The organism is Pseudomonas sp. BJa3, assembly GCF_026343815.1.
GTDB lineage: Bacteria > Pseudomonadota > Gammaproteobacteria > Pseudomonadales > Pseudomonadaceae > Aquipseudomonas > Aquipseudomonas soli.
In genome coordinates this window covers 188,942-205,542 of sequence record NZ_JAOXMC010000005.1, presented here as the reverse complement: position 1 = coordinate 205,542, position 16,601 = coordinate 188,942, and the positions used below count along the sequence as shown (strand labels likewise).

Annotated in this window: 14 protein-coding genes; 12 read left to right on the top strand and 2 right to left on the bottom strand. The window is 64.4% G+C overall.

All coding sequences use genetic code 11. The features are described from left to right. Positions 1–2: 2 nt before the first annotated feature. The 12 genes from arcD to OH705_RS07745 all read left to right on the top strand — a co-directional run bounded on the left by arcD (position 3) and on the right by OH705_RS07745 (position 14,266). The gene (arcD, locus tag OH705_RS07800) at positions 3–1,430 is read left to right on the top strand and encodes an arginine-ornithine antiporter (RefSeq protein WP_023630518.1); all 1,428 of its coding nucleotides are present in this window, start codon (positions 3–5) and stop codon (positions 1,428–1,430) included. A 32-nt stretch (positions 1,431–1,462) separates the two neighbouring features. Then, positions 1,463–2,716 (top strand): arginine deiminase, encoded by a 1,254-nt coding sequence (arcA, locus tag OH705_RS07795; RefSeq protein ID WP_110604796.1) that lies wholly within the window; start codon positions 1,463–1,465, stop codon positions 2,714–2,716. 68 nt (positions 2,717–2,784) lie between these two features. Continuing rightward, positions 2,785–3,795 (top strand): ornithine carbamoyltransferase, encoded by a 1,011-nt coding sequence (locus tag OH705_RS07790; RefSeq protein WP_094011694.1) that lies wholly within the window; start codon positions 2,785–2,787, stop codon positions 3,793–3,795. A 142-nt stretch (positions 3,796–3,937) separates the two neighbouring features. Beyond that, complete coding sequence (gene arcC, locus OH705_RS07785; RefSeq protein ID WP_160290943.1) at positions 3,938–4,867, top strand: carbamate kinase; 930 nt, start codon at positions 3,938–3,940, stop codon at positions 4,865–4,867. A gap of 56 nt (positions 4,868–4,923) precedes the next feature. Next, positions 4,924–5,292 (top strand): DUF5064 family protein, encoded by a 369-nt coding sequence (locus OH705_RS07780; protein ID WP_031315061.1) that lies wholly within the window; start codon positions 4,924–4,926, stop codon positions 5,290–5,292. A 105-nt stretch (positions 5,293–5,397) separates the two neighbouring features. Further along, positions 5,398–6,906 (top strand): sigma-54-dependent transcriptional regulator, encoded by a 1,509-nt coding sequence (locus OH705_RS07775; RefSeq protein ID WP_094011695.1) that lies wholly within the window; start codon positions 5,398–5,400, stop codon positions 6,904–6,906. Between the two features lie 302 nt (positions 6,907–7,208). Continuing rightward, on the top strand, positions 7,209–7,592 hold the full coding sequence (gene gcvH, locus OH705_RS07770; RefSeq protein WP_267301718.1) for a glycine cleavage system protein GcvH: 384 nt from the start codon (positions 7,209–7,211) through the stop codon (positions 7,590–7,592). 9 nt (positions 7,593–7,601) lie between these two features. Then, complete coding sequence (gcvP, locus tag OH705_RS07765; RefSeq protein ID WP_267301717.1) at positions 7,602–10,457, top strand: aminomethyl-transferring glycine dehydrogenase; 2,856 nt, start codon at positions 7,602–7,604, stop codon at positions 10,455–10,457. A 141-nt stretch (positions 10,458–10,598) separates the two neighbouring features. Then, a complete protein-coding gene (locus OH705_RS07760; RefSeq protein ID WP_038706749.1) occupies positions 10,599–11,975 on the top strand; it encodes an L-serine ammonia-lyase in 1,377 nt (458 codons plus the stop codon). Positions 11,976–12,001: 26 nt separating this feature from the next. Then, a complete protein-coding gene (gcvT, locus tag OH705_RS07755; protein ID WP_094011698.1) occupies positions 12,002–13,123 on the top strand; it encodes a glycine cleavage system aminomethyltransferase GcvT in 1,122 nt (373 codons plus the stop codon). A 348-nt stretch (positions 13,124–13,471) separates the two neighbouring features. After that, positions 13,472–13,684 carry a cold-shock protein gene (locus OH705_RS07750; protein WP_046854299.1) on the top strand — a complete coding sequence of 71 codons (213 nt, stop codon included), beginning with the start codon at positions 13,472–13,474 and terminating at the stop codon, positions 13,682–13,684. Positions 13,685–13,777: 93 nt separating this feature from the next. Beyond that, on the top strand, positions 13,778–14,266 hold the full coding sequence (locus tag OH705_RS07745; protein WP_046854298.1) for an RDD family protein: 489 nt from the start codon (positions 13,778–13,780) through the stop codon (positions 14,264–14,266). Positions 14,267–14,346: 80 nt separating this feature from the next. On the opposite strand, the gene lptG is transcribed toward OH705_RS07745, so the two are convergent. Continuing rightward, on the bottom strand, positions 14,347–15,408 hold the full coding sequence (gene lptG / locus OH705_RS07740; protein ID WP_023632477.1) for an LPS export ABC transporter permease LptG: 1,062 nt from the start codon (positions 15,406–15,408) through the stop codon (positions 14,347–14,349). Then, positions 15,401–16,516 carry an LPS export ABC transporter permease LptF gene (gene lptF, locus OH705_RS07735; protein WP_023632478.1) on the bottom strand — a complete coding sequence of 372 codons (1,116 nt, stop codon included), beginning with the start codon at positions 16,514–16,516 and terminating at the stop codon, positions 15,401–15,403. Before lptF ends, lptG begins: the two co-directional genes overlap by 8 nt. Between the last annotated feature and the right edge of the window lie 85 nt (positions 16,517–16,601).

Genomic DNA, 16,601 nt, shown 5'->3' with positions numbered 1-16,601 from the left:
AAATGTCTGATTCTCCCGGAAAACTAAAACTGGGTGCGCTTGTTGCACTTGTAGTGGGTTCGATGATCGGCGGCGGGATCTTCTCATTGCCGCAAAACATGGCCGCCAGTGCCGGTGTCGGCGCGGTGCTGATCGGCTGGGCCATCACCGCGGTGGGCATGCTCACCCTCGCCTTCGTATTCCAGACCCTGGCCAACCGCAAACCCGACCTGGACGGCGGCGTGTACGCCTACGCCAAGGCTGGTTTTGGCGATTACATGGGCTTTTCCTCAGCCTGGGGCTACTGGATCAGCGCCTGGCTGGGCAACGTCGGCTATTTCGTGCTGCTGTTCAGCACCCTGGGGTACTTCTTCCCGGTTTTCGGTGAGGGCAATACCCCGGCGGCGGTGATCGGCGCCTCGGTCCTGCTGTGGGCCGTGCATTTCCTGGTATTGCGCGGCATCAAGGAAGCCGCGTTCATCAACCTGGTCACCACCGTGGCCAAGGTCGTGCCGCTGGCCCTGTTCGCCCTGATCTGCCTGTTCGCGTTCAAGCTCGATGTGTTCACCGCGGATATCTGGGCCGTGGGCACACCGGAGTTGGGCAGCGTGATGAACCAGGTGCGCAACATGATGCTGGTCACCGTGTGGGTGTTCATCGGCATCGAGGGCGCGAGCATCTTCTCTTCTCGTGCGGAAAAGCGCTCTGACGTCGGCAAGGCCACGGTCATCGGCTTTATCACCGTGCTGCTGTTCCTGGTGCTGGTCAACGTGCTGTCGCTGGGCGTGATGACCCAACCCGAGCTGGCCAAGCTGCAGAACCCGTCGATGGCCGCCGTGCTCGAACATGTGGTGGGCCACTGGGGCGCGGTGCTGATCAGCGTCGGCCTGATCATCTCGTTGCTGGGGGCGCTGCTGTCGTGGGTGCTGCTGTGCGCCGAGATCATGTTCGCCGCCGCCAAGGACCACACCATGCCGGAGTTCCTGCGCCGCGAGAACGCCAACCATGTGCCGGCCAACGCCCTGTGGCTGACCAACGCCATGGTGCAGATCTTCCTGGTCATCACCCTGTTCTCCAACAGCACCTACCTGTCGCTGATCTACCTCGCCACCTCGATGATCCTGGTGCCCTACCTGTGGTCGGCGGCCTATGCCTTCCTGCTCGCCTGGCGCAATGAAACCTATGAGCAGGCCCTGGCTGAACGCAAGAAAGACCTGATCATCGGCGGCATCGCCCTGCTCTACGCGATCTGGCTGCTGTACGCCGGTGGCGTCAAGTACCTGCTGCTCTCGGCTCTGCTCTATGCCCCTGGCGCGATCCTGTTCGCCAAGGCCAAGCGCGAGGTCGGCCAACCGATCTTCACCAGCGTGGAAAAACTGATCTTCGCCGCCGTGGTCGCGGGCGCCCTGTTGGCTGCCTACGGCCTGTATGACGGCTTCCTGACGCTCTGAACCCATGTCTTCGCATTACAGGAGGATTCACCATGTCCACTGAGAAACAGAAATACGGCGTTCATTCCGAAGCCGGCAAGCTGCGCAAAGTGATGGTCTGCAGCCCGGGCCTGGCGCACAAGCGCCTGACCCCGAGCAACTGCGACGAACTGCTGTTCGACGATGTGATCTGGGTCGACCAGGCCAAGCGCGATCACTTCGACTTCGTCACCAAGATGCGTGAGCGCGGCGTCGATGTCCTGGAGATGCACAACCTGCTGACCGACATCGTCCAGCAACCTGAAGCGCTGAAGTGGATTCTCGACCGCAAGATCACCTCCGACACCGTCGGCGTCGGCCTCACCAACGAAGTGCGTAGCTGGCTCGAGGGCCTCGACCCACGCCACCTGGCCGAATTCCTGATCGGCGGCGTGGCAGGCCAGGACCTGCCGGAAAGCGAAGGCGCCAGCGTGGTCAAGATGTACAACGACTACCTGGGCCACTCCAGCTTCATCCTGCCGCCGCTGCCAAACACCCAGTTCACCCGCGACACCACCTGCTGGATCTACGGCGGCGTGACGCTCAACCCGATGTACTGGCCTGCGCGACGCCAGGAAACCCTGCTGACCACCGCCATCTACAAGTTCCACAAGGAGTTCACCAACGCCGACTTCCAGGTCTGGTACGGCGACCCGGACAAGGACCACGGCAACGCCACCCTCGAAGGCGGCGACGTGATGCCGATCGGCAAGGGCGTGGTGCTCATCGGCATGGGCGAACGTACCTCGCGCCAGGCCATCGGCCAGCTGGCACAGAACCTGTTCGCCAAGGGCGCGGTGGAGAAAGTCATCGTCGCCGGCCTGCCCAAGTCCCGCGCCGCGATGCACCTGGACACCGTGTTCAGCTTCTGCGACCGCGACCTGGTCACGGTCTTCCCGGAAGTGGTGAGAGAGATCGTGCCGTTCATCATCCGCCCGGACGAAAGCAAGCCTTACGGCATGGACGTGCGCCGCGAGAACAAGTCGTTCATCGAGGTGGTCGGCGAGCACCTGGGGGTCAAGCTGCGCGTGGTCGAGACCGGCGGCAACAGCTTCGCCGCCGAGCGCGAACAGTGGGATGACGGCAACAACGTGGTGGCCGTGGAGCCCGGCGTGGTCATCGGCTACGACCGCAACACCTACACCAACACCCTGCTGCGCAAGGCCGGGATCGAGGTCATCACCATCAGCGCCGGCGAGCTGGGCCGGGGCCGCGGCGGCGGCCACTGCATGACCTGCCCGATCGTGCGCGACCCTATCGACTACTAAACGTCCATCACCCCGGCCGCGCTCACCCAGCGGCGGCCGGGGGATTACCGAACTCAAGGAGAATCATCATGGCGTTCAACATCCACAACCGTAACCTGCTCAGCCTCGAACATCACACCACCCGCGAGCTGCGTTACCTGCTTGACCTGTCCCGCGACCTCAAGCGCGCCAAGTACACCGGCACCGAGCAGCAGCACCTGAAAGGCAACAACATCGCCCTGATCTTCGAGAAGACCTCGACCCGCACCCGCTGCGCCTTCGAAGTCGCCGCCTACGACCAGGGCGCCAACGTCACCTATATCGATCCCAACTCCTCGCAGATCGGCCACAAGGAAAGCATGAAGGACACCGCCCGCGTGCTCGGGCGCATGTACGACGCCATCGAGTATCGCGGCTTCAAGCAGGAGATCGTCGAGGAACTGGCCAAGTTCGCTGGCGTGCCGGTGTTCAACGGCCTCACCGACGAATACCACCCGACCCAGATGATCGCCGACGTGCTGACCATGCGCGAGCACAGCGACAAGCCGCTGCACGACATCAGCTATGCCTACCTGGGCGATGCCCGCAACAACATGGGCAACTCGCTGCTGCTGATCGGCGCCAAGCTCGGCATGGACGTGCGCATCGCCGCGCCCAAGGCCCTGTGGCCGCATGACGACCTGGTCGAACGGTGCAAAAAGTACGCAGAAGAAAGCGGCGCGCGCATCACCCTGACCGAAGACCCGAAAGCCGCGGTCAAGGGCGTCGACTTTGTCCACACCGATGTATGGGTATCAATGGGCGAACCGGTCGAGGCCTGGGGTGAGCGTATCCAGCAACTGCTGCCGTACCAGGTGAACAAGGAGCTGATGAAGTCCACCGGCAACCCGCGCACCAAGTTCATGCACTGCCTGCCGGCGTTCCACAACTCCGAGACCAAGGTCGGCAAGCAGATCGCCGAACAGTACCCGCACCTGGCCAACGGCATCGAAGTGACCGATGACGTGTTCGAGTCGCCGGCGTGCATCGCCTTCGAGCAGGCGGAAAACCGCATGCACACGATCAAGGCGATCCTCGTGTCGACCCTGGCTGATCTCTGACAGCGGCCTTGACTCTGCGGGAGCCGGCTTGCCGGCGATACGGGCAACACGGTGCATGGCACCGGCTTCGCCAGTGATCGCCGGCAAGCCGGCTCCCACAAAGGAAGAGGCGCTTACCCTAAATCCGCAAAGGACATTCCCCATGCGTATCGTTGTTGCATTGGGCGGCAACGCCCTGCTGCGCCGCGGCGAGCCGATGACCGCCGACAACCAGCGTGCCAATATCCGCACCGCCACCGAACAGATCGCCAAGATCCATCCCGGCAACGAACTGGTCATCGCCCACGGCAACGGGCCGCAAGTCGGCCTGCTGTCGCTGCAGGGGCTGTCGTACAAGCCGGATGAAGCCTATCCGCTGGACGTGCTTGGCGCTGAGACCGAAGGCATGATCGGCTACATGATCGAGCAGGAACTGGGCAACCTGCTGGACTTCGAGGTGCCGTTCGCCACGCTGCTCACCCAGGTTGAAGTGGACGCCAACGACCCGGCGTTCAAGGACCCGACCAAGTTCATCGGCCCCGTGTACGCCAAGGACGAAGCCGAACGCCTGGCCAAGGACAAGGGCTGGGTGGTCAAGCCCGACGGCGACAAGTACCGCCGGGTGGTGGCCAGCCCGAAACCCAAGCGCATCTTCGAGATCCGCCCGATCAAGTGGCTGCTGGAAAAAAGCAGCATCGTGATCTGCGCCGGCGGCGGCGGTATCCCCACCATGTACGACGAAAACCGCAAGCTCAAGGGCATCGAGGCGGTGATCGACAAGGACCTGTGCTCGGCGCTGCTGGCCGAACAACTGGATGCCGACCTGCTGATCATCGCCACCGACGTCGACGCTGCGTACATCGATTTCGGCAAGCCGACACAAAAAGCCATCGCCCAGGCGCACCCCGACGAGCTCGAGAAGCTGGGCTTTGCCGCCGGCTCCATGGGGCCCAAGGTGCAGGCTGCCTGCGATTTCGCCCGGAATACCGGCAAGGTCGCGGTAATCAGCTCGCTGGAGAACATCGAGGACATCGTCAAAGGCACCGCCGGTACCCGCGTTTCCACCGCCAAGCCGGGAATCAGCTACCGTTGAACGCAGTTGGCCGGTGCCTGGCACCGGCCGTTTTCAACCTTCCGGAGGACCTCGCCATGGCCCAGTATCAACCCGGTCACGTGCATATCGAGCGCACTGCGCTGAACACCAACGACCACAGCTACGACCTGTGCATCGACTACGAGGCCGTATCGGATCCCAGCGAAGGCCGCGGTATCCAGTTCCGCATGCATGGCCACATCGAGGGCAAGGCCGTCGATGAGAAGTTCTTCCTGGCCAAGGACCAGGTGCTGCCCAGCTTTCTGATGCAGTTGAGCCGCAAGGCCCAGTCGTACCTGCCAGCGCCGAAGAAATTCGAGAGTCTCGGTTCGCCGCACAAGCTCTACGACTACATGTTCGAAGACATTCGCCAGAAGCTCGATGTGAAATCGGGCGATTCGATCAAGCCTGAACATCTGGGCTGAGTGCAATCGCGGGGCTTCGTGGCAGCGGGCTTGCCCCGCGATTGGGTTTAGAGCCCTTCCCAAGGCATACTGGCGCACTCGCTTGGCCACTGCCCCGATCTCCCCATGCGCATCCACGTCAGCTTCATCGACCGCGTCGGCATCACCCAGGAAGTCCTGGCCCTGCTCGGCGCCCGCAACCTCAACCTCGATGCCGTGGAGATGGTCCCGCCGAACGTCTACATCGACGCCCCGACCCTGAGTCCCGCCGTGCTCGAAGAGCTGCACGACGCGCTGTTCGAAGTACGCGGCGTGCAATCGGTGGAAGTGGTCGACATCCTCCCCGGCCAACGCCGGCACCTGCAACTCGACGCCCTGCTCGCCGCCATGAGCGACCCGGTGCTGGCGGTGGACAGCGCGGGCAAGGTGCTGCTGGCCAACCCGGCGCTGATCGCCCTGTGCGGGCGTGAGTCCGCCGGGCGTTCGGTGGGCGAACTGTTCGGCGACCCCGACCTGCTGCAGGCCCTGTTGGACAACAACTTCCACCTGCCCATGCGCGAAATGCAGTTGAACGGCCAGAGCCTGCTGCTCGACGCCACGCCAATCACCCATGCCGGCGGCCTGCTGACGCTGTACCCGCCGAACCGCATGGGCGAGCGCCTTTCGGCCCTGCACCACGACCACGCCGAAGGCTTCGACGCCATGCTCGGCGACTCCCCGGCGATTCGCACCCTCAAGGCCCGCGCCCTGCGCGTGGCGGCCCTCGACGCGCCGCTGCTGGTGCATGGCGAAACCGGCACCGGCAAAGAGCTGGTGGCCCGCGCCTGCCACGCCATCAGCAGCCGCCATGCCGCACCGTTCCTCGCCCTCAACTGCGCGGCACTGCCCGAGAGCCTGGCCGAGAGCGAGCTGTTCGGCTACGCCCCGGGCGCCTTCACCGGCGCGCAGCGCGGCGGCAAGCCCGGGCTGATGGAGCTGGCCAACCAGGGCACGGTGTTCCTCGACGAGATCGGCGAGATGTCGCCGTACCTGCAGGCCAAACTGCTGCGTTTCCTGAGCGACGGCAGCTTCCGCCGCGTCGGCGGCGACCGCGAGGTGAAGGTGGATGTGCGCATCATCAGCGCCACCCACCGCGACCTCGAGCGCATGGTCGCCGAGGGCACCTTCCGCGAAGACCTGTTCTACCGCCTCAACGTGCTCAACCTGCAAGTTCCGCCCCTGCGTGATCGCGGCCAGGACATCCTGTCCCTGGCGCAGTACTTCATGCAGCAGGCCTGCACCCAGATCCAGCGCCCCCCCTGCCGCCTGGCGCCCGCCACCCATCCGGCGCTGCTGGGCAACCCCTGGCCGGGCAACGTGCGGCAGTTGCAGAACGTGATCTTCCGCGCCGCGGCCATCTGCGAAAGCAACGTGGTGGACATCGGCGACCTGGACATCGCCGGCACCTCGGTGGCCCGCGGGCAGGATGGCGAGGTGGCCAGCCTGGAACAGGCCGTGGGGGATTTCGAGCGGGAGTTGCTGCAACGCCTGTATGCCAGCTATCCCTCGACGCGGCAGTTGGCGGGGCGCTTGCAAACCTCGCATACCGCGATAGCCCAGCGCTTGCGCAAGTACGGTATTCCAAACAAGGCCTGATGCTGCTTCGCCGGCCCAGTCCCGCTCCGGAAGCAGGCCGTATTAAAATCATTCCACTGTACAGAATTCGCTACACACCCATCTGGGTGCCTGGGTACAAGGGTTTGATCCCACTGTGCTTTTGAATCACCCTTCTCCTGTATCGATTTCATTCCACAAAAATGACAAATCGATTGCATTAACAAACTAACCAATTGATTTATAAGGATTTTTAAGACTGGCCGCATTATTGCTAAGGGAATTCCAACCTTAAGAGCGCGGAGCCTACCGCGCCCAACGCCCCTGCTTCCCGAGGAATTCCCATGAGCGAGTTGCGTTTCACCGAAGATCACGAATGGCTGCGCGTCGAAGCCGATGGCAGCGTCACCGTGGGCATCACCGCCTACGCCCAGAACGCCTTGGGTGATGTGGTCTATGTGCAACTGCCGGAGCTGCAGCAGTACGACAAGGGCGCCGAAGCCTCCACCGTGGAGTCGGTCAAGGCCGCCAGCGGCGTGTACATGCCACTGAACGGTGAAGTGGTCGCGGTCAACGAAGATCTCAACGACAGCCCCGAACTGGTCAACGAAGACCCGCTGGGCGAAGGCTGGTTCTTCCGCTTCAAGCCCGCCGACATGAGCGAAGTGCATGCCCTGCTCGACCAGGATGCCTACGACCGCCTGCTCAAAGCCAACGACGACGCCTGAGGAATCACCATGACCATCAACCTCGGCACCGCCAACGAATTCATCGCCCGCCACATCGGCCCAAGCGCCGCTGACGAGCAGGCCATGCTCACGACCCTGGGCTTCGACTCGCTGGACGCGATGACCGCCGCCGTCATCCCCGACAGCATCAAGGGCACCAGCGTGCTCGGCAGCCACGACGGGCAGAGCGAGGCCGATGCCCTTGCCGCATTGAAAGCCATCGCCGGCAAGAACCAGCTGTTCAAGAGCTACATCGGCCAGGGCTACTACAACACCCACACCCCGGCGCCGATCCTGCGCAACCTGCTGGAGAACCCGGCCTGGTACACCGCCTACACCCCATACCAGCCGGAGATTTCCCAGGGCCGCCTGGAAGCGCTGCTGAACTTCCAGACCCTGATCAGCGACCTCACCGGCCTGCCGATCGCCAACGCTTCCCTGCTCGACGAGGCCACCGCCGCCGCAGAAGCCATGACCTTCTGCAAGCGCCTGTCGAAGAACAAGGCTAGCCATGCCTTCTTCGCCTCCGTGCACTGCCACCCGCAGACCCTCGACGTGCTGCGCACCCGCGCCGAACCGCTGGGCATCGAGGTGGTGGTGGGCGACGAGCGCGAACTGGGCGACGTCAGCGCCTTCTTTGGCGCCCTGCTGCAGTACCCGGCCAGCAACGGTGACGTGTTCGACTACCGCGAGTTGGTGCAGCGCTTCCACGGCGCAGGTGCCCTGGTGGCCGTGGCCGCCGACCTGCTGGCCCTGACCCTGCTCACCCCGCCGGGCGAGTTCGACGCCGACGTGGCCATCGGCAGCGCCCAGCGCTTCGGCGTGCCGCTGGGCTTCGGTGGCCCGCACGCGGCCTACTTCGCCACCCGCGACGCCTTCAAGCGCGACATGCCGGGCCGTCTGGTCGGGGTATCGATCGACCGCTTCGGCAAGCCGGCCCTGCGCCTGGCCATGCAGACCCGCGAGCAGCACATCCGCCGCGAGAAGGCTACGAGCAACATCTGCACCGCCCAGGTGCTGCTGGCCAACATCGCCAGCATGTACGCCGTGTACCACGGCCCTGCCGGCCTCAAGCGCATTGCCGAGCGCACCCATGCGCTGACCGCGATCCTCGCTACCGGCCTGACCAAGCTGGGCATCAAGGTGGTCACCGGCGATTTCTTCGACACCCTGACCCTGGCCACCGGTGCCAGCACCAGCGCGCTGCACGACAAGGCCCGCGCCCAGGGCATCAACCTGCGCCAGGTCGACGCCGCCCAGCTGGGCCTGTCGCTGGACGAAACCAGCACCCAGGCCGATGTCGAGGCCCTGTGGCAGCTGTTCGCCGACGGCCAGGCCAGCCCTGACTTCACCGCCCTGGCCAACACCGTCGCCGTGCGCCTGCCGGCCGGCCTGCTGCGCCAGTCGGCCATCCTCGAGCACCCGGTGTTCAACCGCTACCACAGCGAAACCGAGCTGATGCGCTACCTGCGCCGCCTGGCCGACAAGGACCTGGCCCTGGACCGCACCATGATCCCGCTGGGCTCGTGCACCATGAAGCTCAACGCCGCCAGCGAAATGATCCCGGTGACCTGGGCCGAGTTCGGCAACCTGCACCCGTTTGCCCCGGCCGCGCAAAGCCAGGGATACCTGCAGATGACCAGCGAGCTGGAGGCCATGCTCTGCGCCGCCACCGGCTATGACGCCGTGTCACTGCAGCCCAACGCCGGCTCCCAAGGCGAATACGCCGGCCTGCTGGCGATCCGCGCCTACCACCGCAGCCGTGGCGACAGCCACCGTGACATCTGCCTGATCCCGTCCTCGGCCCACGGCACCAACCCCGCCACCGCGCACATGGCCGGCATGCGCGTGGTAGTGACCGCCTGCGACGCGCGCGGCAACGTCGACATCGACGACCTGCGTGCCAAGGCCATCGAGCACCGCGAGCGCCTGGCGGCGATCATGATCACCTACCCGTCCACCCACGGCGTATTCGAGGAAGCCATCGGCGAGATCTGCGCGATCATCCACGACAACGGCGGCCAGGTGTACATCGACGGCGCCAACATGAACGCCATGGTCGGCCTGTGCGCCCCGGGCAAGTTCGGCGGCGACGTCTCGCACCTGAACCTGCACAAGACCTTCTGCATCCCCCACGGCGGCGGCGGCCCGGGCGTCGGCCCGATCGGCGTCAAGGCGCACCTGGCGCCATTCCTGCCGGGCCATGCCCAGCTGGAAAACACCCAGGGCGCGGTATGCGCCGCACCGTTCGGCAGCGCCAGCATCCTGCCGATCACCTGGATGTACATTCGCATGATGGGTGGCGCGGGCCTCAAGCGCGCCTCGCAGATGGCGATCCTCAACGCCAACTACATCGCCCGTCGCCTGGAAGAGCACTATCCTGTGCTGTACACCGGCGGCAACGGCCTGGTGGCGCACGAGTGCATCCTCGACCTGCGTCCGCTCAAGGACACCAGCGGCATCAGCGTCGACGATGTCGCCAAGCGCCTGATCGACTTCGGCTTCCACGCCCCGACCATGTCCTTCCCGGTGGCCGGCACGCTGATGATCGAACCGACCGAAAGCGAGTCGAAAGAGGAACTGGATCGATTCTGCGACGCCATGATCCAGATCCGCGAAGAGATTCGCGCGGTCGAGAACGGCAGCCTGGACAAGGACGACAACCCGCTGAAGAACGCCCCGCACACAGCGGCGGAGCTGGCCGGCGAATGGGCCCACGGCTACAGCCGCGAGCAGGCGGTGTATCCACTGCCGAGCCTGGTGGAAGGCAAGTACTGGCCACCGGTCGGCCGGGTCGACAACGTGTTCGGCGACCGCAACCTGGTGTGCGCCTGCCCGTCGATCGAGAGTTACCAGGACGTCTGATCGGGTGGGGCCGCTGTGCGCCCCATCGCCGGCAAGCCGGCTCCCACAGGTTCAGCGCTAAGCTGTGGGAGCCGGCTTGCCGGCGATGGGCTGCGTAGCAGCCCCCAATGGGCTTACTGGCCATCATCAGGAGGAAGCAGCATGTCTTTGAGCGTCTTCGACCTGTTCAAGATCGGCATCGGCCCCTCCAGCTCGCACACGGTCGGGCCGATGCGCGCCGCCGCGCGCTTCGCCGAAGGCTTGCGCCGTGATGGCCTGCTGGCCGGCACGGCCACGGTCAAGGCCGAGCTGTACGGCTCCCTCGGCGCCACCGGCAAGGGCCACGGCAGCGACAAGGCCGTGTTGCTTGGCCTGGAAGGCGAGCATCCGGACAGCGTCGATACCGAAGCCATCCCCGCCCGTCTGCAAGCCATTCGTGAAAGCGGTCGGCTCAGCCTGCTCGGTGAACACGACATCGACTTCGTCGAAAAACAGCACCTGGCGATGATCCGCAAACCGCTGGCCTACCACCCCAACGGCATGATCTTCCGCGCCTTCGATGCCGCCGGCCTGCAGATCCGTAGCCGCGAGTACTACTCGGTGGGAGGCGGTTTCGTGGTTGACGAGGATGCGGCCGGCCATGACCGCATCGTCGAGGACAGCACCGTGCTGCCCTACCCTTTCAAGACCGGCAAGGAACTGCTCGGCCACTGCACCGCGCAGCACCTGTCGTTCAGCCAGGTGATGCTGGCCAACGAGGCCGCCTGGCGCCCGGAAGCCGAGACCCGTGCCGGCCTGCTGCGCATCTGGCAGGTGATGCAGGACTGCGTCGAGGCCGGTTGCCGGCACGAAGGCATCCTGCCTGGCGGGCTGAAGGTCAAGCGCCGGGCTCCGGCGTTGTACCGCCAGCTCAGCCGCCATCCGGAAGCCAGCCTGCGCGATGCGCTGTCGGTGCTCGACTGGGTCAACCTCTACGCCCTGGCGGTGAACGAGGAAAACGCCTACGGCGGACGCGTGGTCACGGCACCGACCAATGGCGCGGCCGGCATTGTCCCCGCGGTGCTGCACTACTACATGCGCTTCGTGCCCGGCGCCAACGAGGACGGGGTGGTGCGCTTCCTGCTCACTGCCGCGGCAATCGGCATTCTGTACAAGGAGAACGCATCGATCTCCGGGGCCGAGGTGGGCTGCCAGGGCGAGGTCGGCGTGGCCTGCTCCATGGCCGCAGGCGCCCTGTGCGAAGTGATGGGCGGTACTCCGCAACAGGTGGAGAACGCCGCCGAGATCGGCATGGAACACAACCTGGGCCTGACCTGCGACCCCATTGGCGGGCTGGTCCAGGTGCCCTGCATCGAGCGCAACGCCATGGGCTCGGTGAAGGCGATCAACGCGGTGCGCATGGCCCTGCGCGGCGACGGGCAGCACTACGTTTCCCTCGACAAGGTCATCCGCACCATGCGCCAGACCGGCGCCGACATGAAAAGCAAGTACAAGGAGACCGCCCGCGGCGGTCTGGCCGTCAACATCATCGAATGTTGACCCGAATAAAAACCAAGGAGTCACCGATGTCCGAAACACTGCACAAGACCCCGCTGCACGCCCTGCACCTGGAACTGGGCGCGCGCATGGTGCCGTTCGCCGGCTACGACATGCCCGTGCAATATCCCTTGGGCGTGCTCAAGGAGCACCTGCACACCCGCGAGCAGGCCGGCCTGTTCGACGTTTCGCACATGGGCCAGATCATCCTGCGCGGCAACGACGCCGCCAAGGCCCTGGAAACCCTGGTGCCGGTGGACATCATCGACCTGCCGGTGGGCATGCAGCGCTATGCCATGTTCACCAATGCCGAGGGTGGCATCCTCGACGACCTGATGGTCGCCAACCTCGGTGACGACACCCTGTTCCTGGTGGTCAACGCCGCCTGCAAGGAGCAGGACCTGGCCCACCTGCGCCAGCACATCGGCAGCCGCTGCGAGATCCAGCCACTGTTCGAGGAACGCGCCCTGCTGGCGCTGCAAGGCCCGGCGGCGGTCAAGGTGCTGGAGCGCCTGGCACCTGCGGTGGCGAAGATGACGTTCATGCAGTTCCAGCCTGTTCAACTGCTCGGCGCCGACTGCTATGTCAGCCGCTCGGGCTACACCGGTGAGGACGGTTTCGAGATTTCCGTGCCGGCCGACAAGGCCGAAGCGCTGGCGCGCCGGCTGCTGGCCGAGCCAGAGGTACAGCCAATCGGCCTGGGCGCACGCGACTCACTGCGCCTGGAGGCCGGCCTGTGCCTGTACGGCCACGACATGGACACCACCACCACGCCGATCGAGGCAAGCCTGCTGTGGGCCATCTCCAAGGTGCGCCGTGCCGACGGCGCACGGGCCGGTGGTTTCCCGGGTGCCGACACCGTGTTTGCCCAGCAACAGTCCGGCGTGGCGCGCAAACGCGTAGGCCTGCTGCCCCAGGAGCGCACCCCGGTGCGTGAAGGCGCGCAGATCGTCGACGCGACAGGCAAGGTGGTCGGCGAGGTGTGCAGCGGCGGCTTCGGCCCGACGCTCGGCGCGCCGGTCACAATGGGCTATGTCGATAACGAACACACCACCCTGGACACTGCACTGTTTGCAATGGTGCGCGGCAAGCAAGTTGCCATGAAAGTCAGCAAAATGCCTTTCGTGGCGCAACGTTACTACCGTGGCTGAATGAGTGGATTGGACGGGTTCGACATATTCGTTTTCGAACCTGTCCAATAACTTCTGAACATAGCGCCAGGCCAGGCGCCACGGCGTTTCCGACAAATCGTTCGGTGATCGGGAAAAGCCTGATTTTCACCCGTCGCAAGGGCTTGTTTTTCGCTCGGCAGTTGGCGTAGAGTCACTGCACTGTGTTTGCATGGGTCGCAACAGTTCGTGACCTGGGCCAGTAGCCGCAATCTGCTACAACCCGTTCGACGTCTCTTACTTTCCTGCAACCCAGCCCAGTAGTCTTTCACTTACAAAAAGTGTGAAAGAAACTGTCATCAATATTTAAGCTTCATAGGAAATAAGACAATGGCTGAGCGTCAGAACGGTACCGTCAAGTGGTTCAATGACGAAAAAGGTTACGGCTTCATCACCCCAGAAAGCGGTCCGGATCTGTTCGTGCACTTCCGCGCCATCCAAGGCAACGGCTTCAAGAGCCTGAAAGAAGGCCAGAAAGTGACCTTCGTGGCCGTCCAGGGCCAGAAAGGCATGCAGGCTGACGAAGTCCAGGCCGAAGGCTGATCTTCCGATAAATAGCCCCTGTGTTGACGCACAGGGGCTTTTTTGTGCGCGCAATTCCATAGAATGGGCCTTTGCCATCTGGAGCTGTCATGCATGTCCAAGCCATTGCTCAACCCCCAGGGTGATTTCCCGCCGGTCGGCCTGGGCCGTCGCCTGGCCGCGATGTTCTACGACTTCCTGCTGTGCACGGCCCTGCTGATCGTGACTGCCGGCGCCTACAAGATGATCCAGATGGCGATCATCGGCGAGGCGCGCATGCGCGAGCTGACCGAGGCCGGTGCCTTGGACGGCGACCCGCTGCTGTCGACGATTCTGCTGTTCGCCCTGTTTGGCTTCTTCGCCAAGTTCTGGACCCACGGTGGCCAGACCCTGGGCATGCAGGTATGGGGCATGCGCGTGCAGAACGCCGATGGCAGCGCCATCAGCCTCTGGCAGGCATTGCTGCGTTTCGTGGTGTCGATCGCGTCGTGGCTGTGCCTGGGGCTGGGTTTCATCTGGTCGTTGTTCGACAAACGTAAACGCAGCTGGCACGACATCTATTCCGAGACCCAGCTGGTACGCCTGCCCAAGCGCAAGAAGTGAGCTGCGCGGGCATCAGGCCTGCGAAAAGCACCCGCAAAAAAGCCGACCCAAGGGTCGGCTTCTTTATGCAGCTCAGGCCATCAACCCGCCCGGCGCATCAACCACAAGCCCGCCAGCGCACAGATGCCGGCCGGAATCACCACCGCCAGCAGCGGCGGGAAGCCGAACACCTGGCTCGATGGGCCCAGCAGTTCCCCGGCGATGCGGAACACGAAGCCCACCAGCACACCGGTGAACACGCGCTGGCCAAGGGTGACCGAACGCAACGGGCCGAAGATGAACGAAATCGCCATCAGCACCAGCGCCGCGGTGACCACCGGCTGCAGGACCTTGGTCCAGAACGCCAGCCAGTAGCGGGCGTTGTTCAGCCCCTGGTCGGACAGGTAGTGGATGTAGTCCCACAGCCCGGTGATCGACAGCGACTCCGGTGCCAGCACCACGGTGTTGAGCAACTCCGGGGTCACCGACACGTCCCACACCTCTTCTGGGCTCTTGACCACTTCGGTGTGGTCACCGCGGAAGTAGGTGGTGGCCACATCGTTGAGCATCCATTTGCCATCGACGTACTGCGCCCGGCGGGCGAAGCTGGAGGTCTGGATCTTGCGCTCGCTATCGAAGCGGTAGCGGGTCACGCCCAGCAGCAGGCCATTGGGCTGCACCGAGTTGATGTGCACGAACTCCTCGCCCTGGCGGTGCCACATGCCGCGCTTGGAACTCTGCGCCTCGCCACCGCCCTGGGCCAGCGAACGGTCGGCCTGGGCCTTGTTCTCGGTCACCGGGGCCACGTATTCGCCGATCAGCAGGCCGACCAGCATCAGCACCAGCATCGGCTTCATCACCGCCCAGACGATGCGCCCGATGGACACACCGGCAGCGCGCATGATGGTCAGCTCGCTGCTGCTGGCCAGGCTGCCCAGGCCGATCAGGCAGCCGATCAGCGCCGCCATCGGCAGCATGTCGTAGAGCCGGCGCGGCGCGGTGAGCAGCACGAAGCTGCTGGCATCCATGACCGTGTAAGTGTCGCTCAGGTCGCCCATCTCATCGATGAAGGCGAACAACGAGGCCAGGCCGAGGATGATGCCCAGCACGGCGAGAATGGCCAGCAGCACGCTCTGGCCGATGTAGCGGTCCAGTTTAACCACGGGCCACCTCCGCACGGCGAGCGGCACGCTTCAGACGCAGCGGCTCCCAGTACATCAGCGCCAGGCCGATCAGCAGGAACAGGCCATGGACCCACCAGATACCCAGCGAGATAGGCAACTTGCCCTTCTCCAGGGCGCCACGCACGGAAATCAGCATTGTCAGATAGGCCATGTACAGGAGAATCGCCGGCAGCAGCTTGAGGAAGCGGCCCTGGCGCGGGTTGACGCGCGACAGCGGCACCGCCAGCAGGGTGACCACGAACACCAGCAGCGGCAGCGACAGGCGCCATTGTAGCTCGGCGCGCTCACGCAGCCCCTGATGCCCGAACAGGTCGGAAGTCGGGATGGCCTCGCGCTCGGTCACCTCCTCGGCGACCTCAGGCTTTGGCAGCAGCACGCCATAGGTGTCGTACTTGATCGCACGGTAGTCGGCCTGGCCGGGATTGCCGTCGTAGCGGTATCCGTTCTGCAGCACCAGATAGCGGTTGCCGTCGGCCTGCACTTCCTGGTGGCCTTTCTCGGCGACCAGCACCGAAGGCGCGCGGTCCTTGGTCTTGTCCTGGTTGAAGCGCTTCTCGGAGATGAACACGCCCGCCAGGTTGATGCGGTCATCGGACAGCTGCTCGGTGTAGGTCACCCGCGAGCCATCGCGCAGGGTCTGGAAACGGCCCGGCACCAGGGTGTCGAACTCGGTCAGGGTATCCTGCTGGGCGATGATCTTCTGCACCTGGGCAACCCCCAGGGGGGCCAGGCTCAGGCTCAGCCAGGCCACCAGCAGGGCGACCAGTGCCGCCGGCACCATGGTCACGGCAAGCAGGCGCTGCTGGCTCATGCCAGTGGCCGACAGCACGGTCATCTCGCTTTCGAGATACAACCGGCCATAGGCAAGCAGGATACCGAGGAACAGCCCCAGCGGCAGGATCAGTTGCAGGAAGCCCGGCAGGCGGAACCCCATGATCATGAACAGCACGCCCGGGTCGAGCATGCCCTGGGCCGCCTGGGCCAGGTACTTGATGAAGCGCCCGCTCATGATGATCACCAGCAGCACGGCGCTGACGGCGCTCAAGGTCACCAGGACCTCGCGGGACAGATAACGAAAGACGATCAAACCAGACACTCCTGGGTTGTCAGGGGTTCAAAGCCAGACGAACGATTCGGACAGCCAAGACCAATGCCGGTTCGCCAAGGCGAAC